Source organism: Paenibacillus sp. FSL W8-0194, assembly GCF_037969745.1.
GTDB classification, from domain to species: domain Bacteria; phylum Bacillota; class Bacilli; order Paenibacillales; family Paenibacillaceae; genus Paenibacillus_AQ; species Paenibacillus_AQ cookii.
This window is the reverse complement of the sequence record NZ_CP150205.1, coordinates 3,592,154-3,611,883: the sequence shown is the minus strand read 5'-3', so window position 1 is coordinate 3,611,883 and position 19,730 is coordinate 3,592,154. Positions and strand designations below refer to the sequence as shown.

Below are 19,730 nucleotides of genomic sequence, written 5' to 3'. Positions count from 1 at the left end.
GTGATTTGCAGATCGAAAGATTTAGGAGGCGGTTGGCGTGCAAGCCCAAGGAATCATTCCGATTTTCCGCATATTCGATGAAAGGAAAGCCAAAGAATTTTATATCGATTACCTCGGTTTCAAGCTGGATTGGGAGCACCGGTTCGAACCGAACCTGCCGCTGTATGCGCAAATCTCCTTGCATCAAGCAACCATCCATCTTAGCGAGCATTACGGGGATTGCAGCCCGGGAGCCGCCATCCGCGTCGAAATGAAAGGCATCGAAGCCTTCCATCGGCAGCTGATCGGCAAGCAGTATCGTTACTCCAGGCCCGGTTTGGAGAAAACGCCGTGGCACACCCTGGAGTGCTGCGTGATCGATCCGTTCGGCAATAAAATCGCGTTTTACGAGCCTGTGGAACCGAAGATTGCCGATATTCAGGAGCCCTTCGTAGGCGCTTGAACGCAGCCGAATGAAGATGGAAAGGAACATGCCCATGAAAACGGAAGCCGTTATTTTTGACCTCGACAACACGTTGATTAACCGGAAGCTTGCTTTTCGCGCTTATTCCGAGCATTTTATCGACCGGTTCGCATCCGTCCGGGATGCCCGGCAAAAAGAAGAATTCATCGAATTCATGCGGGTGTCGGATCGGGACGGCTACCGGGACAAACGGGAAATGGTTCAGGAGTGCCTGGCCGCTTTCCCGCTGAAAAATCCGGATACGACCGCCGAAGAGCTGCTCAACCATTGGTTCGCCGAATTTTACAATTATACCGTTCTGATGGACGGAACCTTGAACGTTTTGGAGCGACTGAAACGGAAAAACATTAAACTCGGCCTGATCACCAACGGTTCGCCGCATGCGCAGCATGCCAAAATCGACAAGGCGCAAATCCGGGAATATTTCGACGTTGTGATCGTATCGGGCGAAGCGGGGTTCCATAAACCGGATAAACGCATATTTGAGCTGGCCTTAAGCCGACTGGAAGCCAAACCGGAGAATAGCTGGTATGTCGGCGACCATCCGCGGAACGATGTTTTCGGCGCAAAGAGCGCCGGTTTAAAGGCCGTTTGGCTGAGAGGATTTATGGATTGGCATCGCGATCTGGACGAACCTGAGCATCGGATCGACAGCCTGGATGAAATCATCGCGTTGATCGACAAAGCGTAGAAAGGTGATGAGCATGCACCCGCAACCGCAAAACCCCGGCAACCCGGTATTGGAAACCGAGCGGCTGATTTTAAGGAAATTGACGGCAAACGACGTCGGCGACGTGTTCGCCTACTGTTCCGACGAAGAAATTTCGAAATACACCACCTGGTATTCGCATCAGACAATCGAGGATTCCATCCAGTACGTCGATCGTGTTCTCGGGTTGTACGAACAAAACGATATCGCGCCATGGGGGATCGAAGACAAGGAAACCGGCGCCGTCATCGGCACGGTCGGTTTTGTGTATTGGCATCCCAAGCATGCAAGGGCCGAATTGGCTTATGCGCTTTCCAGGGCGTATTGGAACAAAGGTTTGATGAGCGAAGCAGCGGGAAGAATCATCCGCTTCGGATTCGAGGCGATGCAATTGGTGCGGATCGAAGCCCGGTGTCATCTGTCTAACATTGGCTCCAGCCGGGTGATGGAAAAATGCGGATTGGAATTCGAGGGGGTCTTACGAAAAAATATACTCGTAAAAGGCAAGTTCGAAGATTTGAAGCTTTATGCCGTCATTCATGAAGCGAACGCCAGGGCTCACGAAGGGGGATGGAAATGAAAAAGAAATACGTATTCGCGCTTTTGTTGGTGTTTGCCGCAATTTCGCTTCTAACAGGCTGCGTCCCCGGAGACGGCACAAATACGCCCCAGCATGCCGCAGGTTTTTTCTGGGGAATCTGGCATGGGTGGATCGCGCCTATTTCATTAATTATAGGATTGTTTAAACCCGATATTAGGGTATATGAAATTTATAATTCGGGTTGGTGGTATGATGTCGGATTCTATATTGCGGTGATTAGCGGATTCGGCAGCATCTCCATTTTCCGGAGCAAAAAATCAAACAGGGATTAAGCCATAAGCCTTTTAACGATGGCAACGCGGATGCACATTGGATAGAATGGCAGGCAAGCTGAGCAGAAAGGCAAATTCTGTTAAGAATGGAGCGCAAGCCAGTGGTCTTCTTCAACTTTTTTTGGATGATCATTTTCGCTACGGTAATCCTTTCCGTGATCGGCCTTATTTTTCGGAAAAGTGTTTTGCTTTACCTGTCTGCGGTGCTGCTGCTTCCATTAGCTTTATATTTGGCTGCGACGCCGCGGTTTCAATTATGGGGACTCGTTTTTCCTCTTTTATTCGCAGCTTCGGCCATTTTGATCCAAAGGAAGCGAAGATGGCTTGCCGTTATGCTGTCGATCCCGGTATACCTGCTTGTGGCCTGGTTGATGTACACCGTATGGAATCAGTAAGTTGGCTTTGCTGGCTTTTTTACAGGAGGACGAATATGAAGAAGGTGGATGATGGCGTACGATGCCCTTATAACGGCAAAAGAGATGGATCGGCTGCTTCCGTACCTGGAAATTTTCCAAAAGCACGGTTCCGTCCCGGGTACGACCTCCGGCCATGACCGCTGCGAAACGGAGGTTGTCCGGAATTTTTTGCAGGAGTTGTCCGGCACGGGATTTATGATGGTTTTTGATTGGAGTTCGTGGGTCGCGGAGCATGAAATCTATCGAGATATCGACCGGAACATCGAGGACCATATCCGGCATGCGGATCTGGAGACGTTAAGAAAACTCGTCACGAGTTATGTTCGCGGGGACCGTTACACCGAAGGCGTGCTGATCCGCGTCATCGAAAACGGCAAAATAACGCAAATTCTAAAAAGGCTGAAAATGCTTCGGGAAGAGATGCAGGAGTAGGCCAGGGAAAGGTGCGAATCCGATATGTACGCCGTCGTTCTTCACTTCGATCAAAAGACGGAACAAGCACTGAAACGGATCTGGGTAGAAATACGTGATCGGGGCATCTCGGGGTACGTGGATGAGGTCCCGAACCGGCGGCCGCATTTGACGCTTGCAGATTATTCGAATCTGGATGAGGCCGAGTTCATGGAAATGTTTGATCGTTTTTACGACGCAAGGGCGGGCTTTTCGTTAAGCTTCGGCATGCTGGGGACGTTTATCGGGTCGGGGACGCTTTTTCTGGCCCCCAATCCGGACGCCGAGCTGCTGGAATTTCACGCCGAACATCATCAATATTTCAGCCGGTATGCGGACGAAGCCAATTCGCTCTACGCGCCTAACGCATGGGTGCCGCATTGCACGATCGCAAGCAGGCTTGATGAACGGAAACTTCCGGAAGCCTTGCTCTATTGCACGGGCAGCATCCAAACATTTATCGCCGAGATTCGGGACGTGTCCCTGATCAAACTGAAATACCTAAATAACCGCTGCACGGATTGCGCCGCTATGTTGACGAAGCTGTTGATATGATTCTTAATGTAGGAAGAAGACAAGCAAGATTTTACGAAAACAAAAAACAAAAGACAGAAAGCAGGGACGACATCATGACAAACATTAGACACATTGCCGAATCCGATCTTCCGGCGCTTGCCCGGCTCTACGAAGAACTGATGGGAATTCCGACGAACGGGGACAGGATGCTTCAGGTTTTCCGAAACGCCGAAAGCAGCGGAAACTATCATATTTTGGGCGCATTCCATGAAGGAGAGCTCGCCGGATCGCTGATGGGGATTATATGCCTCGACTTTGTCGGAAGCTGCAAACCGTTTATGGTCATCGAAAACGTCATCGTTTCAAGCCGCATTCGCAGGCAGGGCATCGGAAAGAAGCTGATGGAAGCCATTGAGCAAATCGCGAGGGACCATGATTGTGGATATATCATTTTTGTGTCCGGAGAACAGCGCAAGGAAGCGCACCGGTTTTACGAGAAGCTCGGTTACCGCGACGAACAGGTCGAAGGATTCAGGAAACTGCTGTAGCACCCCTTCTGGCACCGCATCCGGAAAGGAACATCCCCCAATCATTTAGATATATCGGCCACTCGTTTCCCATATACATAGCTGTGGAAAATGAATTTATACGCCCATTCAAGGTCCAAGGAGGGGAGCCATGAGCGGTTCAGCAATCGGAAAAACCGTTCCGAGAAAGGAATCATGGCAAAAAGCGACCGGAACGGCCCGCTATGTGAACGATATTGCAAAACCGGGGATGTTGTATGCGAAACTGGCGGTCAGTCCCCATGCCCATGCCAAAATCATCTCGGTCGATACCTCGCAGGCCTTAAGCATTCCCGGCGTACGAGCGGTAGTGACGGGGCGGCATTTTCCGGTGTTGACCGGGTCTCCGCTCGAAGACCGGCCGCCGATCGCCATCGACAAAGTCAGATATTACGGCGAGCCGGTTGCTTTGGTCGTCGCCGACTCGGAATATGTCGCCCAAATGGCCGCTTTGCGGATTAAAGCCGAATATGAACCTCTGCCCGTCGTACATTCCCCAAGCCAAGCCTACCAAAAAGACGCCCCGCTTATCCACGAACGTCTCGCAACTTACCATGGAGAAGAAGAGGTTTATCCCGAACCCGGCACGAACGTCGCCAACCGCACCAAAATCCGTAAAGGCAATCTTGCGGAGGGCTGGAAGCAATGCGCCCATACCGTCGAAGTTTTTGTCCGTTTGCCGCAGTCGGACCATGCCGCCATGGAAACGAGGTGCAGCATCGCCGAAATCCGGCCGGACGGCAACGTCATCATTCATTCCGCTTCGCAATCTCCCTATATCATCCGAAAGCAGATCAGCCATTATTTTCACGTCCCTCTTCAAAAGGTTCAGGTCCACACCCCGTTGGTCGGAGGCGCATACGGCGGAAAAGCTGCCGTGCAATTGGAGTTTCTCGCCTTTTTGGCGTCCAGGGCGGTCGGAGGAAGACCCGTAAAACTTCTCAATGCGAGGGAAACGGATATGGTTTCGTCCCCGGTTCATATCGGCCTCGAATCCAGGGTTCGGCTGGGCTGTACCCGGGACGGCAAAATCGCCGCCGCCGACATTTTGCATTTGTTCGACGGCGGCGCCTATTCGGACCGGGGCGTAATCATGAGCCGGGCCGGAGCCACCGATTGCTCGGGCCCGTACCGCATCGACAACCTTCATTGCGACTCGTTATGCATGTACACCAATCATCCTTATTCAACTTCGTTTCGGGGATTCGGGCACTTGGAGCTGACCTTCGCGATGGAAAGGGCCATGGATGCCTTGGCCGAAAAAGCGCAAATGGACCCGCTTGAGTTTCGTTTCCATAACGCGATCGGGCCTGGCGATACGACGCCGACGCAAACGCTGCTCAATCGAAGCAATGTGGGCGATTTGCCCAAATGCATTGCCAAGCTGCACGACATCGTCCAGTGGGATGAGAGGAGCCGCGTGAAATCGAACGGCCATATCGTGCAGGCGACAGGGGTGTCCTGTTTTTGGAAAAATTCAAATACGCCGGCAGACGCGGGGGCGGGAGCCGTCGTCATTTTTAACGCGGATGGCAGCGTAAACGTGCTGTGCGGAGCGGTGGAGATCGGTCAGGGCACCCGCACGGCGCTCACGCAAATGCTGGCCGAACGGCTGAAAATGGATGAGGGCAGGATTCATATCGCAACCGATGTCCGTACCGAATCCGATCCCGAGCTTTGGAAAACGGTCGCAAGCCGAAGCACCTTTCTGGTCGGGAACGCGCTCATGACGGCGGCCGACGATGCGATTGCCCAGCTGAAGCGTACGGCTTCCTCCGTTTTGAATTGCCCGGGGGACAGATTGGAAGTGGGCGGGGGAAGGGTCTACTGCAAGGATAACCCGGCCGACGGGATCGGCATCGATGCGATTGCCCACGGCTACAAACTTCCGGACGGACGGATCGTCGGCAGCCAGGTCATCGGCCGCGGAAGTTACACGATGCGCGGAATTACCGAGCTCGATCCGGAGACGGGAAGGGGAAATCCTGGGCCGGAATGGACCGTCGGTGCCCAGGCGGTCGAAGTGGAATTCAACACGAGAGACTTTACCTACCGGATCGTCAAAGCGGCTACGGTCATCGATGCCGGCAAGGTGATCAATCCGGCGTTCGCGCGCGGCCAACTGACGGGGGGCATGAGCATGGGCCTTAGTTTGGCCAGCAGGGAAACATTTCTGTTCAACGATCGCGGCGTAATATTAGATACGCAGTTTCGAACCTATAAGCTGATTCGGTACGGGGAGCAGCCGTCGTATTTTGTTGATTTCGTCGAAACGCCGCATCTGGAAGCGCCTTACGGACTGCGCGGCATCGGCGAGCATGGCGTGATCGGCATGCCTGCCGCCTTGGCGAGCGCCTTGTCGGCCGCTGCCGGCGTCGAATTAAACCGGCTCCCCTTAACGCCGGAAAGAATCTGGAGGGCGGTCCATGATTCCGTTTGATTTCGATTATTATCGGCCGGCTTCCGCCACGGAGGCTGCGGAGTTATACATGAAGCTGCATTCGCGGGAAAAAAAACCGATGTATTATTCGGGCGGAACGGAAATCATTACGATGGCCCGAAGAAATTCCATTCAACCTCAAGCGGTTGTGGATCTAAAGTCCATTCCGGAATGCGGCATACTTGAATTCGATAAGGACCGGTTGGTGATCGGTTCCTGCGTCACGTTATCGGCATTGTCCGCGGCCAATCCGTTTCCGCTGCTCAGCGCGGCGTCGCAAGGCGTCGCCGACCAAACTTCGCGAAACAAAATCACGCTCGGAGGAAACATCTGCGGAAAAATCCATTACCGTGAGGCCGTGCTTCCTTTATTGCTGGCAGACAGCCGCATGGTCATCGGAGGACCGGAGGGGAAGCGGGAGGTTTCAATCCACGAAGCGTTCGCGGGACAAATCCAATTGAAGCCCGGAGAGTTCCTTATGCAGATCATTACAGATCGCAAGTACGTATCTTTGCCGTATTATCATGTCAAAAAACGTCTGATCGGGAACGTCGCTTACCCTCTCGTCACGTTGGCTGCCCTAAAGATAGACGGATTCATTCGTACTGCGTACAGCGGCGTTTGCGCTTTCCCTTTCCGGTCTCCCGCAATCGAGCAGGCGTTGAACGATCCGACGCTGCGTCCCGATGAAAAGGCGGAGCTGGCCATCCAACAGCTGCCGGCTCAGGTCCTGTCGAATGCGGAAGGATCCGCTGCATACCGGCAGTTCGTGCTGAAACAAACGATCGAAGAAGCTCTGGTTTCATTGGAAGGAAGGTGAGCTTGCAAATGGACATGAACGTTCCGAGTGTTTATCCGATCGAACTGCGGGTTAACGGCGAAAAAAGGACGGTGAGAGTCCGGGCGGCGGAAACCTTGCTGAATGCCCTTCGGGACCACCTCGGATTAACCGGTTCCAAACCCGGCTGCGAAAATGGGGATTGCGGGGCATGCACGATCCTCATGGAAGGCCTGCCGTTCAAATCCTGCATCATGCTTGCGGTCGAAGCGGAGGGACGACAGATCACCACCATCGAAGGCTTGGCCGGTTCCCCTATGCAGCAAGCCTTCGTTCATAAGCAAGCGTTCCAATGCGGTTATTGCACGCCCGGATTTATCATGAACGGCCAAGGGCTGCTGGATGCCCATCCGGAAGCGGATGAAGAAACCATCCGAATATGGCTCGAATCGAATATTTGCAGATGCACCTCATATGAAGAAATCCATGAAGCGGTCAGGGCGGCCCTTGCTTCGAAAAACGAGGGGAAACCGGCAACCGGCAACGAGGGGAAGGAGGACGGGGTTGGAGGAGATACACCACATCCTGGAAGCCGTTGAGCGCAGCGGCCGGCGAAGCGTGCTGGCCACTGTCGTCCATGTGGAGGGAAGCGCCTACCGAAAAGAAGGGGCGTCCATGCTGTTTGTTGAAGACGGATCGCAAATCGGGATGCTGAGCGCAGGCTGTTTGGAAGCCGATCTGGCGGCACGCGTGCCGGAAATGCTGGAGACGGGGGAATCCCGCGTCTACGCCTTCGATATGCAGTCTTTTGATCCCTTATCCTGGGGCGAAACGCCGGGATGCGGCGGAATCGTTCACGTAGCGATGGAGCCCGTCAACGATGTTTTCGCAGGTCATCTGCGTACGTTGAAGGGATATTTGGATCAGGCTTGCGGGGTAATCCATATCAAAGCCTTCAATCCGGACCGGTCGATTTCCGGGTACGGCTTTTTTACTGCCGACCGCCAGCTGTTTGGTGAATGGAAGGGCGATGTCCCCGAGGAATTGTTCCGCATGGCGTCTTCCGGCAGCATGGAAAAAAGCGGAATGAAGGCGTTCCCTTCCCTGAATGAGAACATATTCGTCCATATGTATTCACCCAAACGAAGATTGATCATTTTCGGTGCGGGGCGGGATGCCAGGCCGCTTGCATCGTTTGCCGCAGCCGCCGGGTTTTCCGTGGCCGTTGCCGATTGGAGGCCGGCATTATGCGACCGGCGTTTTTTTCCGGATGCGGAAGAGCTCGTCGTTGGATTTCCGGAGGAAACGGTCGAAGCGCTTCGCATCACTTCAAACGATTATGTTGTGGTGATGACCCATCATTTTGGAAGGGACATGGAGCTGATCCGCCTCCTGTCCCGGTTTGAGCCCGTGTATCTCGGCATGTTGGGGCCGAAGCGAAGGACGGAACGATTGTTTGACGGCGCCGCTGTCCCATCGTACGTACGCTCTCCCGTAGGCCTCGCGATCGGGGCGGAGGGGCCGGAGGAAATTGCCGTAAGCGTGCTTGCGGAAATCATCCAGATTCATAACGCAAAAAGAAAGCGCCGAAGCGGCTTATGAGACAAAACCGTATAATCGGTGTATATCTGGCAGCAGGCCGCAGCGAGCGAATGGGTTCCGATAAGCTTCGTTTGCCGCTGGGGCCTATGTGTCTTGGGAATTACGGGCTGGCTGCGGCACTCGCTTCCGGTTTGAACCATGTATGGGTCGTTTCCGGCAATACGCAGGCGGATTGGATCGATCACTCGTTCTACGAGGACCGGAACCGCCGGCGATGGTCTTTGATCAGCTGCCCGGATGCCCGTCTAGGGCAATCCAACTCTCTGCGATGCGGCATACGTGCCGCCATGTCGACGGGAGCGGAAGCGGCGATGGTACTTCTGGCCGACCAGCCTTTCATCACGGCGGCGATGATCGACGAACTGCTCGATCGTTATCAACGTCAGCGTCACGACGGCATTCTTTACGCAGCCGCAGGGCTGAATGGGCTGGCAAGACCACCGGTCATTTTTAGCCATCGCATGTTTCCGGATCTGCTTGCGCTGCAAGGAGACGTCGGAGCCAGGCGCCTGATTCGCGAGGATCGGCCGGGAATTTGCGTCGAATTCGACGACCCCGACTTGTTTTTGGATGTAGATACCGGGATGGATTATGCGTCTTTGTTGAAAAAAACGTGTCTATGGAAATCTTGAACGACTTGTTCCGCGTTCATGTACAAAGCAAGCAGGTACTGATCGTTCGCCAAATGGGAAGGCGCTTTGATCGCCAAAGCGGCCTCGGCCGGTTTGAACGTCGCCTGCTTGGGATCATCGAGCATGGTCCTCCAACCGTTGACGAGCGAGCCTAACGTGTTCAAGTGATCCGCCCATATCCGCCGGTCTTCCTCCGTAAAACGGCCGCTTTCGGCCCATTTTTTGAAAATGCGGACCATGTCCGACAGATTGGCAAAACTCGATCGGAGCTGGTCCATTTGCCGGGTCAATTCGTCCATGGCGGTCCTTTTTTTGGAGGCAAGCGGGTTGTAACGCAAACTTTGGTTCGCCTTGTCCGTTTCGACGGTCGCTTGATGCAGTTCCTGAAACATGGTTTGCAGTTCGTCTTCTACTATTTTTACTTGGCTTGCCGGGCAGCCATGCCGTACCCAGTCGGCCGTTTGATAAAATTGGCGGGTTAAACGCTCCGCAAAACGCGCCATACTTTGTTTGGCCGTTTGGATGGAATCGGGAGGAAACAACAGCACGTGAATAAGAACCGCAACGACGGCACCCACTACGGTATCGCGCACGCGGTCTAGCGGATAGCTCGGCATTTTGCTTTGAAAATACAATACCAGCAAAATGCTGAGCGCAATTTGGACCGTCAAGGCATGATCCCTGTTCAGCCTCTTGACGATGGCGGCCCCAAGCAGCACCAACAGCCCGATGCTCCATCCGCTTAAGCCGATATAAGGGGCGATGCATGCGGTCGCCGCAACGCCGGCGATCGTTCCGATGATACGCTGCCAGGCAAAATGCAGGGATTGGCTGACCGTAATTTGAAAACATAAAATAGCCGTCAGCGGGGCCAAGTAAGGATGGTTGGACCCGGCCCATTTAGCGGCTTCCCATGACAGCGCTGCAGCTAACGGCATTTTCCATACCGTTCCATTATTATTAATGATATCCGTTAAATTGCTTTTCACTAGGCTGGACTCCGTTTTATAATTGTTTAGGTTATTGTTGCCGCAGATGGAAGCCGATCATTCGCCGGCATCGTTATTTTGAAGTACATTTTGCAAGCTGAGAGGGGATAAGGGATGGAAGGGCTGCTTGAAACGCGATTGATTGGGGACCGGATCCTGCTTCGACCCGTACGGGAAAACGAATTGGATGCTTACTTCGGGCTTTTGCAGGAGCCTGAGGCGATGAGGTTGACCGGAACGCAGGAGCGTTTCACCAAGGAATCCACGTCGGCATGGCTGCAAAAGATCGGCCGCGTTCATGAGGATCGCGTCGATTTGATGATCGCCTTAAAGGAAACGGATGAATTGATCGGGGAGGTCGTTCTGAACGAAATCGATCCGGTCAATCGCTGCGCCAACATACGCATCATGGTTTCCGGGCGGCACAGCGATCGAGGGTACGGTTCGGAAGCGATGCGGTTGATGCTCAGGCACGGTTTTGAAGATTTGAACCTGCACCGGATCGAGCTCGGAGTGTATGCGTTTAATCCCAGGGCCGTTCATGTGTATGAGAAGCTGGGTTTTAGCCGGGAAGGCGTGAAGCGGGATGCGCTTTATTTTGATGGCCGGTTTCATGACATGATTTTGATGGCGCTTTTGGAAGAGGAATTTCGGGCGCGTTCCTAATGATATGTAAGAGGGGTTTTTAATACCCCGAATGCGCGGCTTATGGACATGATCAAAAAGATTCGAATCTCGAATGGAAGACGGTGGCGATATGAAAGGAATCGAGAACGTGCATCAATTAATCGAAGGCTGGGTGGCGGAGAACAAAATACCCGGCGCGGTCATTGACATTCAGGTCAAAGACAAGCTTAGGTGGCAAGCCGCTTACGGAACAGCCTCGCGGGATACGATTTTTGACGTGGCTTCGCTAACGAAGGTGGTGGCGACGCTGCCGGCGATCATGACGCTGGTCCAGTCGGGGCGGGTTTCGCTTCAGGACCCGATCCAAATGTATATCCCGGAGTTTCGCCATCCGGATGTGACCATCGAGCACTGTCTAAAACACGTTTCGGGATTGCCTTCCGGCGTTCCGGATTTCAAGGATCGTTACAAACCATTGGACATCCGGCAAATTTTCGAGCTGGAGCTTGAATTCCGCCCCGGCGAGCGTGTGAACTACAGCGATATCGGCATGATTTTGATCGGCTGGATCGTTTCCCGGTTGACGCAGCAGCCGCTGGACGAATGGGCCAGGGAGCATGTTTTTGAGCCGCTTGGCATGAAAGACAGTTATTTTAACCCGCCGGAAACCTTACAGGGACGGATCGCCCCAACCGAGTGGGACGGTCAAAAATACATCCTCGGGGAAGTGCATGACGAAACCTGCTACCGCCTCGGGGGCGTCGCTGGCAGCGCGGGCTTGTTTTCGACGGCGGAGGATTTGGCCCGGTATGCGAAAATATGGCTTTACCCTGAACGTTATTCGCTGCTTTCCAAGGAGACGGTGGATGCATGCTTGAAGTCTGTTTTTCAGGGACGCGGGCTGGGATGGCAGGTACAGGGCGCCTCGGATGAAGGGCTGTCATGCGGCCCGAATTGGCCGGAAGGCAGCTTTGGGCATACGGGATTTACCGGGACGAGCATGTGGATCAATCCGGTTGACGAGATGACCGTCGTATTTTTGACGAACGGGGTGCACTTGGGCAGGGAGCATAACGAATTGAGGCATCTGCGGCCGATTTTGCATGAGGCGGCGTTGTCCATTGTAAGATCATGAACGATGATGGGAGATAGTCCGATTCTTGATTTACCGCAATTTTTCGGGAGTATGAAGGGGCGTGCTCTGTCTAATATGAGGCGAGGCTGACCCTGCCCAGGATAAGACAAGCTGACCCATGGCAACCGACAGGAGCTGAAAAGAGTGGAGAAAGAACTCAAGGCGCTGATGAACGATCGACTGCTAACGGACGGTGCATCGTTTTTTGATGCGGCTCTGGGGATGTTACATACATTGGCGGATTTCAAAACTTTATTTACGAATATTGAGCGAAGCGGAACTTCATATATTCTCAGGTTCACCCACATTACAAGGTTATGAAAAGCATCATTCGCAGGACCTTGCATCGCTCAAGCAAATGGAACGGTTTCTGCGGCTGTGCGAGTTTATCGTTTACGTCGGCATGCACCGCAGCTTCGATATGACGAAATTGGATGACTGGACGGCCGCATATTTGCGTGAAAGCCGCAGGCGTCTGGAGGAAGGGATTCCGATCGTTAGCGATCTTTTTTGACGGGTACTGTCGGGGGAGCGGATTTCATCTTTATCGAAAAGAGGCGGTTATCCATGTTCAAAGCGGTCACTCTCATCGTACGGTTTGTGTTAGAGCTTATCCTCCTTTTTTCTTTAGGTTATTGGGGATTCCATTTGAAGGGGAGCTTCTTCCTGCAGTTTGTGGTCGGCCTTGGACTGCCTGTCGCGGCCGCGATCGTATGGGGGCTGTTTATTTCACCAAAAGCCTCGGGCCGTGTTCCGCTGTTTGCGGTGCTTATCATGGAGGCGGTTTTGTTCGCGGCGGCGGTACTTTGTCTCATACAATCGGGTTTTACTGTATTTGCGGTCATTTTTGCCGCATTTGCGGTCATCAACCGTTTTATTGTTTTGAAATGGAACATGCAGGAGTTTTGAATCCAAAATGCTGAAAAAAACGCGGCCTTAAAGGCTGCGTTTTCTATTTAGGGGAATGTTCAAAGATATAAATAATTGACGAGCATTTTTGCAAGTTCGTTTTTTATGAGATCGTCGTCGACTTTTTGCGGTGAGAACACGAGCATGTCGACAACGCTGTTGATGGCTTCAAACATAACGATGGACGCTGCCTCGACGTTGTCTACCTTTAATTCCTCAGAGTTCATCAGAAGATATTCCAGCGTTTTACGGCGGCCCAGGTCGAACTGCTCGTCCATAAGTAACTGAACTTCCGGATCGGAATGATACATCACCTGCAGTTCTTTGTGAAACCCGGTAAAGACTTGATGGGAGTAAATCAGGCTGTCGATGACCTCGCGAATCATCTCGTGCTTGTCCATGGTGCTGAAATTGATTCCGGCAAGATATGCTTCGATCCGTTCCAGGAGCGTGTTGAAGTAGATGGAGAGTGAATCCAGGAATACAGCACGTTTATCCTTGTAATACGAATAAAAGCTCCCGGTGGAAACGCCTGCCGCGGCGGCAATTTCTTTGGTGTTGGTTCCATGGTAGCCTTTTTCGGAAAAGAGCTCCATGGCGGCCTGCAAAATGGCTTCCTTCGTTTTAATGCTCCGCTCCTGCCGCGGTATTCGGATTTTGGTCGTCTCATTTTCGGTCTCTGTCACTTCAATTTGCCCCCTTCGTAATAACGATTGTAGAGGAGAACAAATGGGCTGTCAACGAAAGTTGAACTTTATTTCATGTTTTGTGTTGACAAATATGAACTCGAGTTCATATACTCAAAACATGAACTTAGGTTCACATTTTGTTGAGGAGCGTGAAAGATGAACGGACGAGTAAAAGGAATGATGGCCTTTACGGCCATTTTGCTGGGTTATTTTATGGCGCTGCTGGATACGACGATCGTGAATATCGCCCTTCCGGAGATGATGCGGCATTTCGCCGGCACGGTGTCGGAAATCTCTTGGATCATGAACGGGTACAATCTGGCGTTTGCAGCGTTGATTCTTACGGCATCGCGGCTTGCCGATCAATTCGGGCGGAAGAAAGTTTTTTTATTGGGAGTTGCATTGTTTACGTTGTCCTCCCTGTTTGCCGGATTATCAACATCGCTTAGCATGCTGATCCTGTTCAGAATCATTCAGGGACTGGCAGGCGCGATTATTGTACCGGTCACCATTCCGCTAACCACGACGTCCTTCCCCAAGGAAAAACACGGCATCATCATCGGTTTATGGGGGGCGATCGCCGGGCTTGCCGCTGCCAGCGGGCCTTCGCTCGGGGGAGTAATTACGGAGAAACTGAATTGGCAGTGGATTTTTTACGTGAATGTTCCGCTCGGAGTGCTCAGCATGGTGTTGATCCTGCTGTTCATTCAAGAATCCCGGGATGAATCCGCAGGAAAATCGGTGGATTACGGCGGCATGTTGTCGATTACCGCAGGCATGCTATTGATTACCTATGCATTTATTAAGGCCAATGATTTTGGTTGGGATTCGGGTGAATTTTATGCGTTGATCGGTGCGGGATTGTTATGTATCGCATTATTCTTTTTTGTGCAGCAGCGTGGGAAAGAGCCGATGCTCCCTTTGGCGCTCCTGAAAATCAAAGCATTTAACGGAACTTCGCTGGCGTTGTTTATCGTTGGAGCGGCATTATCCAATCTGGCATTACTGACCTCTTTTTTCTTAACCCGGGTCATGGGGATGACGGAGCTTAAGGCAGGGCTGGTGTTATCCACCGTAGCGGCAGGATCCATTGTCAGTTCGGCGGTTTCGGGGGGATTGTCGAATAAATACGGCAGCCGTTGGTTTGGAGCGGTCGGGGCCTTGACGATATGCGGTTCCCTCTATTCGATGAGTTTTCTGCATGCGGATTCCCCGCTTGCCGATATCATCCTGCGCTTATTCATAGCCGGAATCGGCGTTGGCATGACGATGGCGCCTGTAATGTCGGCCGGTATACGCCACGTGCCTGAGGAGAAGGTTGGCATTGCGTCAGGAATCATCAATATGGCGAAGTCGATCGGCAGCGTATTGGGAGTGGCCATTATCGTCACCTTTCTGCAGCAAAATCTCAGCGGGGAAATGCAGACCGCCCAGACCCGTGTTCTGGAGCAGGTGGAGGGCGATGTGCTGCTGATGCCTTTTGTCAAAGAGGTTCTTGTTGGCGTGATCAACGAACAAGGGAGCCAAATGAGGAATGGATCCGGCAGCGGAATTCAAGAGGAAATGCTGGCCGCAAGGATCATAAAAGATTTGGAGACGGCTGCAGCCACGCTGGAGCCGGAGCAGCAAAAGGCATTTGTCTCAGCGCGCCAAAGTCAAACGGAGGAAATAAAGGTGCTGCTCTCAGGTGTGAATGCGGAGCTGAAAAATGCTTCCGTCAAAGGGTTCGGCCAAACATTCATTTACGCGAGTTTCATGTCTCTGCCGGGGATTATTTTTGCATGGATGAGCGATAAGCGCAGGAAGAGAAAAATTCAGAACACATCCGCCGGTTATCGGACAACGGATTTGGCTTAATTTCATAACTGCGTTCCCGTTTTGTTGTTCAGGTAGCATACTTGAACAGTGACCCGCATGGAAGCAACTTGTGAAAGTGTCTTTATCACCCAGTGTAATCCAAGTATAATGTTATGTAAGGAATTTGCGATCCTGATGTATGAAAGGGGCGGTCCTCCTGACGATAAAACATGAACATAAAGTTTCGGATGTTGACCCAAACCGGAAGATGGACGAAAAATCGAAAGCACAGCTGGAAATTTTGAACGAAATCGCCGCCATCTTTTGTGCTTTGGACCGGCCGTTTTGGCTTCGCGGAGGTTGGGCCATCGACTTTTTGCTCGGCAGCGTTACGCGTCCCCATGAGGATCTTGATCTTGTGGCTTTCGTCGAATGCCGGGATCTGCTGGAGCAGAAGCTTGCCGATGCTGGTTATGAAAGGTTTCCGATCAGCGGGAGACAGACGGATTTTCGGAAAAATGAAACCGATATCCAGGTTTGTTACGTGACCTATACGGAGGACGGCCATATCATCTTGAACGGACTCCCCGAATGGGTATGGAGGACGGATGCGCTGCAGAACGAGACGTTCAGCCTTTACGGCATCTCGGCACGCGTCCTTAACCCCCGTCAGCTTCTCGAAGAAAAAGAAGTGTATCGGGAGATCGGCAGAATGCCGCGCCCGAAGGATGAGGAAAGCAAAAAGGTGCTGCGCGAGTTGATTGGCAGCATGAAGTGACAACGTGACCCGGTCGGAGGGAGATGGATCCAGGCCGGGCCGTTTTATTTTCTGAAATGATAGCGTGCAAAAAGAGAAGGAGAAACGCAGCGATGCCAACCGTAACCGTTCGAACGGAAACGCAAGCGGATGCCGAGCAAGTCGAGAAGGTGTTGTTTCAAGCTTTCGGCAACCGCGAAGACGAATCCGAATTAGTAAAAAGAATCAGGCAGTCCGAAGGGTTTATCCCCGAACTGTCGCTCGTGGCCGAGCAAAACGGTGTGATCGTCGGCCATATTTTGTTAAGCAAGGCGAAGGTTGTTAACGGGGACCAACAGACCGGCGTGATTGCGCTGGCTCCGCTCGCCGTCGACCCGAAACATCAGAAACAAGGTATCGGCGGGCTTTTGATCCAGGAAGGTGTGGAGCGCTCCCGGAAGCTGGGGTATGAGCTTGTGCTGTTAATCGGCCATCCGGCGTATTATCCGAAATTCGGGTTCAAACCGGCTCGCCCCTACGGCCTCGAATTAAAACAGTTCGACGTTCCCGAGGACGTCTTTATGGTTTGTGAGCTGCAGGAGGGCGCCCTCGGCCGGATCCAGGGAGAGCTCATATATCCCGAGGTGTTTTTATGATCGCTTACAATATTTGCATGGATATGCGTGTATCAAAATATGAAAAGGAGGCCCACCCCATCATGAAGAAAAAGAAATGGTGGATCGCGATCATCGCGGTTGCCCTGCTCTACATTGTCTTTTTCCCGTCCCCTTCACCCGAACTCGCCGTCCGCAAGCATTTGCTGTTATCGTTTCATCCCATGATGGCCTGTTTGGAGCCGATCCAAGAGGGAAACATCAAAAACGATGCCCGATACGGCGATCTTTACCTCGTGGATGCGTCATCCAAACCTTTCGTATACGTCAAAAAATCCGCGTTGGGCTGGAGCGTTTCATCGGCCGGAACGGGGCCGTAAACCAAGCGGGCGTCAAACTGGTTTGATCCGAACTTACGGGCGAGGTGACCCATGAAAAGAGCGATACGATATGCCGGGCTGTTCATCCTGCTACTCGCAGGATGCCAAGACGAGGAAGGCCCGCCCCTCAAGGAAGAATCCGCCGTTCCCGATATTCCCGTGGTTGAGATGAAGGACGGATTTATCATCTATGATCATCGTTATGACAACATGGACCGCGGCCATCATGATTTCGAGGCCCGGACCGTCATCGATCCCCATTATTACGAGCAGCATCCTTTCAAAAGGGGAGAAATCGTATACTTTCAAAATCCGGACTTCGACCATAAAACATACCCGCGGGTTACGCTTGAAACATGGAGCATTTCGCGAATCGTGGCCCTGCCGGGAGAAACGGTCGAAATCAAATCGGGGCAAATTTACGTCGATCACCGCAGGCTCGAATCCTTTTACGGAAGGGCCCACCGGCTGGGCTCCGATATGGAAGGGTTGAAGAAGGCGCTGGAACAGAATCCGGATGATCCAATGAGGCTTAATCTCGAACATGCGATCAAGGATCTGGCATCGAACCGGCTGGACGCCTTGCGCGTTCCGGACGGGCATGTATTCGTGATTGGCGACGATTGGTTTCGAAGCTTCGACAGTCGGCATTTCGGCCCTTTGCCGATCGGCTCGATCCAAGGGAAGGTGCTTGGGTACCCGGCTGATCCGCCGGCAAAATAAGCTTCGTGCCTGACTTTCGACATAACGAAAAAGCAGTCCTTATTTCAGCAAGGGCTGCTTACCCAGAACGTATTGCAAACTATGTATATTCCGGTTTCATCGTTTTTGGCAGCTTCACCGTAAAGGCCGTCCCTTGTCCGGGTTCGCTTTCGATCTGAATGGAGCCGCCGTGGTTATGTATAATGTTTTGCGTAATCATAAAACCGAGTCCCGTTCCCGTGTCCTTCGTGGTAAAAAAAGGCTGTCCGAGCTTCTGAACCTGCTCCGGCGTCATGCCGCTGCCCTCATCCTGGACGCGGATCCACACCTCTTGCTCCGTGGAATCGACGGACACGCGAATGGTTCCGCTGGAGTCCATGGCATCCATGCCGTTTTTGAGCAAATTGATGAATACCTGTTTGAGCTGATTGGTCTCCCCGACGATCCACTGCGGTACATCGGCGCGCTCAAGCGTGATTTCAATGTTTTTTAACGCCGCCTGAACATTCATTAACGTTATCACTTGCTCCAACATCGGCAGGACGTTGATCGGCTTGCTGACATGTTTCCCTTGAGGTTTGGACAAAACGAGCAGCTCGTTGACGATCAGTTCGATCCGCTTCAGTTCCGACTCGATAATCTCATAATACGTTTCGGGGCTGCGCTTGGAGGATCGGATCAGCTTCATGAAGCCGTTGATCGACGTCAGCGGGTTCCGGATTTCATGGGCGATGCCCGCGGCCAACTGCCCGGCCATCGTCAGTTTTTCGGACTGCATCATATATTCTTCCCGCTGTTTTTGATCCGTGATGTCCTTAAATACGTTGACGGCGGCATGTTCCCCTTCATAATTGATGATAAGCGTGAACCCCTCCACGTATTTTTGACGCCCATCCATGCAGTTGATGAGATAAACAATGGGGTTTAGCGCTTTTTTTACATCATAGATCTTCCGCCGTTCTTCAAGCGCCGTGTGATAGGTCGCATCGACGACCATGTTGGTCGATAAGCCGAGCGCTTCGCTTCGGTCTTGGGCGTGAACCAGCCGGAGAGCGGCGGGATTGGCGTATTGAATGATCCCTTTTTTGGTGATCAAAACGGCAAGCGGCATTTTTTCCAGCAGTTCGTAGTAAGAATTGTGGATATCCGTCAGCGCGAATTCCGTGGCTTTCAGTTTCTCTTCGATTTCAAGCAGCGGGGTGCGGTTTTCAAACTGGACCAAATAGTGGAGCGGAAGCGCATCCTTGTCGCGGATGAGCGAGACATGGATGGTGACCGTTAACCGCTGGCCGGAGACTTGGTCGAGCGGGCGCTCGAACCGGCCTGAAATGTTCCGTTCGTTTGCAAGCGCTTCGCCGAAGCGTCGGATGTCAGCCAAAAGATCTTTGTAGGTATGGTCCAGGGGAGCTGTGGAATCGATGTCGTGCTGCGGATGTCCCAATAGATCGCATAACGCGGGATTGATCATGATGAAGGTTCCGTGAAGCGATATGAGAGCCATTCCAAGAGCAGCGTGCCGAAAGATGGGATCATCATTTTGGACATGATCACGTAGCACTACAAATCTCCTCTCTTTTTTTCCAGTTTTTTGTCGGATTGTAACCATATTATAAGCATGATCCCGAACGGTCTTCAATGGAAGATTCAAAACTTGTTCGGAATTGAAAAAATTGCTGGACATAACAGGTTAAAATAGTTCCTTTATCG

Annotated in this window: 26 protein-coding genes; 23 read left to right on the top strand and 3 right to left on the bottom strand. The window is 52.4% G+C overall.

Translation table 11 applies throughout. From position 1 onward, the window contains the following. Positions 1 to 37: 37 nt before the first annotated feature. The 13 genes from MKY58_RS16255 to MKY58_RS16195 all read left to right on the top strand — a co-directional run bounded on the left by MKY58_RS16255 (position 38) and on the right by MKY58_RS16195 (position 9,445). Complete coding sequence (locus tag MKY58_RS16255) at positions 38 to 442, top strand: glyoxalase superfamily protein (protein WP_339321208.1); 405 nt, start codon at positions 38 to 40, stop codon at positions 440 to 442. A 28-nt stretch (positions 443 to 470) separates the two neighbouring features. Beyond that, a complete protein-coding gene (locus tag MKY58_RS16250) occupies positions 471 to 1,154 on the top strand; it encodes an HAD family hydrolase (protein ID WP_339321207.1) in 684 nt (227 codons plus the stop codon). A gap of 13 nt (positions 1,155 to 1,167) precedes the next feature. Further along, complete coding sequence (locus MKY58_RS16245) at positions 1,168 to 1,752, top strand: GNAT family N-acetyltransferase (protein WP_339321206.1); 585 nt, start codon at positions 1,168 to 1,170, stop codon at positions 1,750 to 1,752. Continuing rightward, positions 1,749 to 2,045 (top strand): hypothetical protein, encoded by a 297-nt coding sequence (locus tag MKY58_RS16240; protein WP_339321205.1) that lies wholly within the window; start codon positions 1,749 to 1,751, stop codon positions 2,043 to 2,045. Before MKY58_RS16245 ends, MKY58_RS16240 begins: the two co-directional genes overlap by 4 nt. A 185-nt stretch (positions 2,046 to 2,230) precedes the next feature. Continuing rightward, complete coding sequence (locus MKY58_RS16235; protein WP_339321204.1) at positions 2,231 to 2,440, top strand: hypothetical protein; 210 nt, start codon at positions 2,231 to 2,233, stop codon at positions 2,438 to 2,440. 51 nt (positions 2,441 to 2,491) lie between these two features. Further along, the gene (locus MKY58_RS16230; protein ID WP_339321203.1) at positions 2,492 to 2,893 is read left to right on the top strand and encodes a DUF6508 domain-containing protein; all 402 of its coding nucleotides are present in this window, start codon (positions 2,492 to 2,494) and stop codon (positions 2,891 to 2,893) included. Positions 2,894 to 2,917: 24 nt separating this feature from the next. Beyond that, positions 2,918 to 3,466 (top strand): 2'-5' RNA ligase family protein, encoded by a 549-nt coding sequence (locus MKY58_RS16225; protein ID WP_339321202.1) that lies wholly within the window; start codon positions 2,918 to 2,920, stop codon positions 3,464 to 3,466. 74 nt (positions 3,467 to 3,540) lie between these two features. Further along, a complete protein-coding gene (locus MKY58_RS16220; RefSeq protein ID WP_339321201.1) occupies positions 3,541 to 3,975 on the top strand; it encodes a GNAT family N-acetyltransferase in 435 nt (144 codons plus the stop codon). Between the two features lie 130 nt (positions 3,976 to 4,105). Next, positions 4,106 to 6,433, top strand: a complete 2,328-nt coding sequence (locus tag MKY58_RS16215; protein ID WP_339321200.1) for a xanthine dehydrogenase family protein molybdopterin-binding subunit — start codon at positions 4,106 to 4,108, stop codon at positions 6,431 to 6,433. Next, entirely contained in the window at positions 6,420 to 7,253 is an 834-nt protein-coding gene (locus tag MKY58_RS16210) for an FAD binding domain-containing protein (protein WP_339321199.1), read from the top strand. Before MKY58_RS16215 ends, MKY58_RS16210 begins: the two co-directional genes overlap by 14 nt. 8 nt (positions 7,254 to 7,261) lie before the next feature. Beyond that, positions 7,262 to 7,810: a (2Fe-2S)-binding protein gene (locus MKY58_RS16205; protein WP_339321198.1), complete on the top strand. Its 549-nt coding sequence runs from the start codon at positions 7,262 to 7,264 to the stop codon at positions 7,808 to 7,810. Beyond that, the gene (locus MKY58_RS16200; protein WP_339321197.1) at positions 7,776 to 8,813 is read left to right on the top strand and encodes an XdhC family protein; all 1,038 of its coding nucleotides are present in this window, start codon (positions 7,776 to 7,778) and stop codon (positions 8,811 to 8,813) included. Before MKY58_RS16205 ends, MKY58_RS16200 begins: the two co-directional genes overlap by 35 nt. Next, entirely contained in the window at positions 8,810 to 9,445 is a 636-nt protein-coding gene (locus MKY58_RS16195) for a nucleotidyltransferase family protein (RefSeq protein ID WP_339321196.1), read from the top strand. The genes MKY58_RS16200 and MKY58_RS16195 overlap by 4 nt, the downstream gene beginning before the upstream one ends. Here MKY58_RS16195 and MKY58_RS16190 read toward each other — a convergent pair. Next, positions 9,403 to 10,434 (bottom strand): aromatic acid exporter family protein, encoded by a 1,032-nt coding sequence (locus tag MKY58_RS16190; protein ID WP_339321195.1) that lies wholly within the window; start codon positions 10,432 to 10,434, stop codon positions 9,403 to 9,405. The two genes, MKY58_RS16195 and MKY58_RS16190, sit on opposite strands and share 43 nt — an antisense overlap. Positions 10,435 to 10,548: 114 nt before the next feature. Here MKY58_RS16190 and MKY58_RS16185 point away from each other — a divergent pair, with 114 nt between their 5' ends. The 5 genes from MKY58_RS16185 (at position 10,549) to MKY58_RS16165 (ending at position 13,105) form a co-directional block, all read left to right on the top strand. Then, positions 10,549 to 11,100, top strand: a complete 552-nt coding sequence (locus MKY58_RS16185) for a GNAT family protein (RefSeq protein ID WP_339321194.1) — start codon at positions 10,549 to 10,551, stop codon at positions 11,098 to 11,100. A 91-nt stretch (positions 11,101 to 11,191) separates the two neighbouring features. Further along, entirely contained in the window at positions 11,192 to 12,196 is a 1,005-nt protein-coding gene (locus MKY58_RS16180; protein WP_339321193.1) for a serine hydrolase domain-containing protein, read from the top strand. A 144-nt stretch (positions 12,197 to 12,340) separates the two neighbouring features. After that, positions 12,341 to 12,517: a hypothetical protein gene (locus MKY58_RS16175; protein ID WP_339321192.1), complete on the top strand. Its 177-nt coding sequence runs from the start codon at positions 12,341 to 12,343 to the stop codon at positions 12,515 to 12,517. Positions 12,518 to 12,554: 37 nt separating this feature from the next. Then, positions 12,555 to 12,710, top strand: coding sequence for a hypothetical protein (locus tag MKY58_RS16170; RefSeq protein WP_339321191.1), 156 nt, complete (start codon positions 12,555 to 12,557; stop codon positions 12,708 to 12,710). 53 nt (positions 12,711 to 12,763) lie between these two features. Further along, positions 12,764 to 13,105 (top strand): YrdB family protein, encoded by a 342-nt coding sequence (locus tag MKY58_RS16165; protein WP_339321190.1) that lies wholly within the window; start codon positions 12,764 to 12,766, stop codon positions 13,103 to 13,105. 59 nt (positions 13,106 to 13,164) lie between these two features. Here the strand turns inward: MKY58_RS16165 and MKY58_RS16160 are convergent, their stop codons facing one another. Further along, a complete protein-coding gene (locus tag MKY58_RS16160) occupies positions 13,165 to 13,791 on the bottom strand; it encodes a TetR/AcrR family transcriptional regulator (protein WP_339321189.1) in 627 nt (208 codons plus the stop codon). A 159-nt stretch (positions 13,792 to 13,950) separates the two neighbouring features. On the opposite strand from MKY58_RS16160, the gene MKY58_RS16155 reads away from it, so the two are divergent. From MKY58_RS16155 to lepB, 5 genes are all read left to right on the top strand, one after another. After that, positions 13,951 to 15,651, top strand: a complete 1,701-nt coding sequence (locus MKY58_RS16155; RefSeq protein WP_339321188.1) for an MFS transporter — start codon at positions 13,951 to 13,953, stop codon at positions 15,649 to 15,651. A gap of 208 nt (positions 15,652 to 15,859) precedes the next feature. Continuing rightward, positions 15,860 to 16,369 carry a hypothetical protein gene (locus tag MKY58_RS16150; RefSeq protein ID WP_339321187.1) on the top strand — a complete coding sequence of 170 codons (510 nt, stop codon included), beginning with the start codon at positions 15,860 to 15,862 and terminating at the stop codon, positions 16,367 to 16,369. 92 nt (positions 16,370 to 16,461) lie between these two features. Next, positions 16,462 to 16,983: an N-acetyltransferase gene (locus MKY58_RS16145; protein ID WP_339321186.1), complete on the top strand. Its 522-nt coding sequence runs from the start codon at positions 16,462 to 16,464 to the stop codon at positions 16,981 to 16,983. A 62-nt stretch (positions 16,984 to 17,045) separates the two neighbouring features. Beyond that, entirely contained in the window at positions 17,046 to 17,321 is a 276-nt protein-coding gene (locus tag MKY58_RS16140; protein ID WP_339321185.1) for a hypothetical protein, read from the top strand. A 51-nt stretch (positions 17,322 to 17,372) separates the two neighbouring features. Continuing rightward, positions 17,373 to 18,044 (top strand): signal peptidase I, encoded by a 672-nt coding sequence (lepB, locus tag MKY58_RS16135; protein WP_339321184.1) that lies wholly within the window; start codon positions 17,373 to 17,375, stop codon positions 18,042 to 18,044. Positions 18,045 to 18,123: 79 nt separating this feature from the next. On the opposite strand, the gene MKY58_RS16130 is transcribed toward lepB, so the two are convergent. After that, entirely contained in the window at positions 18,124 to 19,581 is a 1,458-nt protein-coding gene (locus tag MKY58_RS16130) for an ATP-binding protein (protein ID WP_339321183.1), read from the bottom strand. Between the last annotated feature and the right edge of the window lie 149 nt (positions 19,582 to 19,730).

Coding starts and splice junctions, on each gene's coding strand:
- MKY58_RS16240 (WP_339321205.1), top strand. CDS start 1,749: ATGAAAAAGAAATACGTATTCGCGCTTTTGTTGGTGTTTGCCGCAATT.
- MKY58_RS16225 (WP_339321202.1), top strand. CDS start 2,918: ATGTACGCCGTCGTTCTTCACTTCGATCAAAAGACGGAACAAGCACTG.
- MKY58_RS16150 (WP_339321187.1), top strand. CDS start 15,860: ATGGACGAAAAATCGAAAGCACAGCTGGAAATTTTGAACGAAATCGCC.
- lepB (WP_339321184.1), top strand. CDS start 17,373: ATGAAAAGAGCGATACGATATGCCGGGCTGTTCATCCTGCTACTCGCA.
- MKY58_RS16215 (WP_339321200.1), top strand. CDS start 4,106: ATGAGCGGTTCAGCAATCGGAAAAACCGTTCCGAGAAAGGAATCATGG.
- MKY58_RS16250 (WP_339321207.1), top strand. CDS start 471: ATGCCCATGAAAACGGAAGCCGTTATTTTTGACCTCGACAACACGTTG.
- MKY58_RS16165 (WP_339321190.1), top strand. CDS start 12,764: ATGTTCAAAGCGGTCACTCTCATCGTACGGTTTGTGTTAGAGCTTATC.
- MKY58_RS16205 (WP_339321198.1), top strand. CDS start 7,262: ATGGACATGAACGTTCCGAGTGTTTATCCGATCGAACTGCGGGTTAAC.
- MKY58_RS16140 (WP_339321185.1), top strand. CDS start 17,046: ATGAAGAAAAAGAAATGGTGGATCGCGATCATCGCGGTTGCCCTGCTC.
- MKY58_RS16145 (WP_339321186.1), top strand. CDS start 16,462: ATGCCAACCGTAACCGTTCGAACGGAAACGCAAGCGGATGCCGAGCAA.
- MKY58_RS16220 (WP_339321201.1), top strand. CDS start 3,541: ATGACAAACATTAGACACATTGCCGAATCCGATCTTCCGGCGCTTGCC.
- MKY58_RS16185 (WP_339321194.1), top strand. CDS start 10,549: ATGGAAGGGCTGCTTGAAACGCGATTGATTGGGGACCGGATCCTGCTT.
- MKY58_RS16180 (WP_339321193.1), top strand. CDS start 11,192: ATGAAAGGAATCGAGAACGTGCATCAATTAATCGAAGGCTGGGTGGCG.
- MKY58_RS16170 (WP_339321191.1), top strand. CDS start 12,555: ATGGAACGGTTTCTGCGGCTGTGCGAGTTTATCGTTTACGTCGGCATG.
- MKY58_RS16210 (WP_339321199.1), top strand. CDS start 6,420: ATGATTCCGTTTGATTTCGATTATTATCGGCCGGCTTCCGCCACGGAG.
- MKY58_RS16245 (WP_339321206.1), top strand. CDS start 1,168: ATGCACCCGCAACCGCAAAACCCCGGCAACCCGGTATTGGAAACCGAG.
- MKY58_RS16195 (WP_339321196.1), top strand. CDS start 8,810: ATGAGACAAAACCGTATAATCGGTGTATATCTGGCAGCAGGCCGCAGC.
- MKY58_RS16155 (WP_339321188.1), top strand. CDS start 13,951: ATGAACGGACGAGTAAAAGGAATGATGGCCTTTACGGCCATTTTGCTG.
- MKY58_RS16230 (WP_339321203.1), top strand. CDS start 2,492: ATGGCGTACGATGCCCTTATAACGGCAAAAGAGATGGATCGGCTGCTT.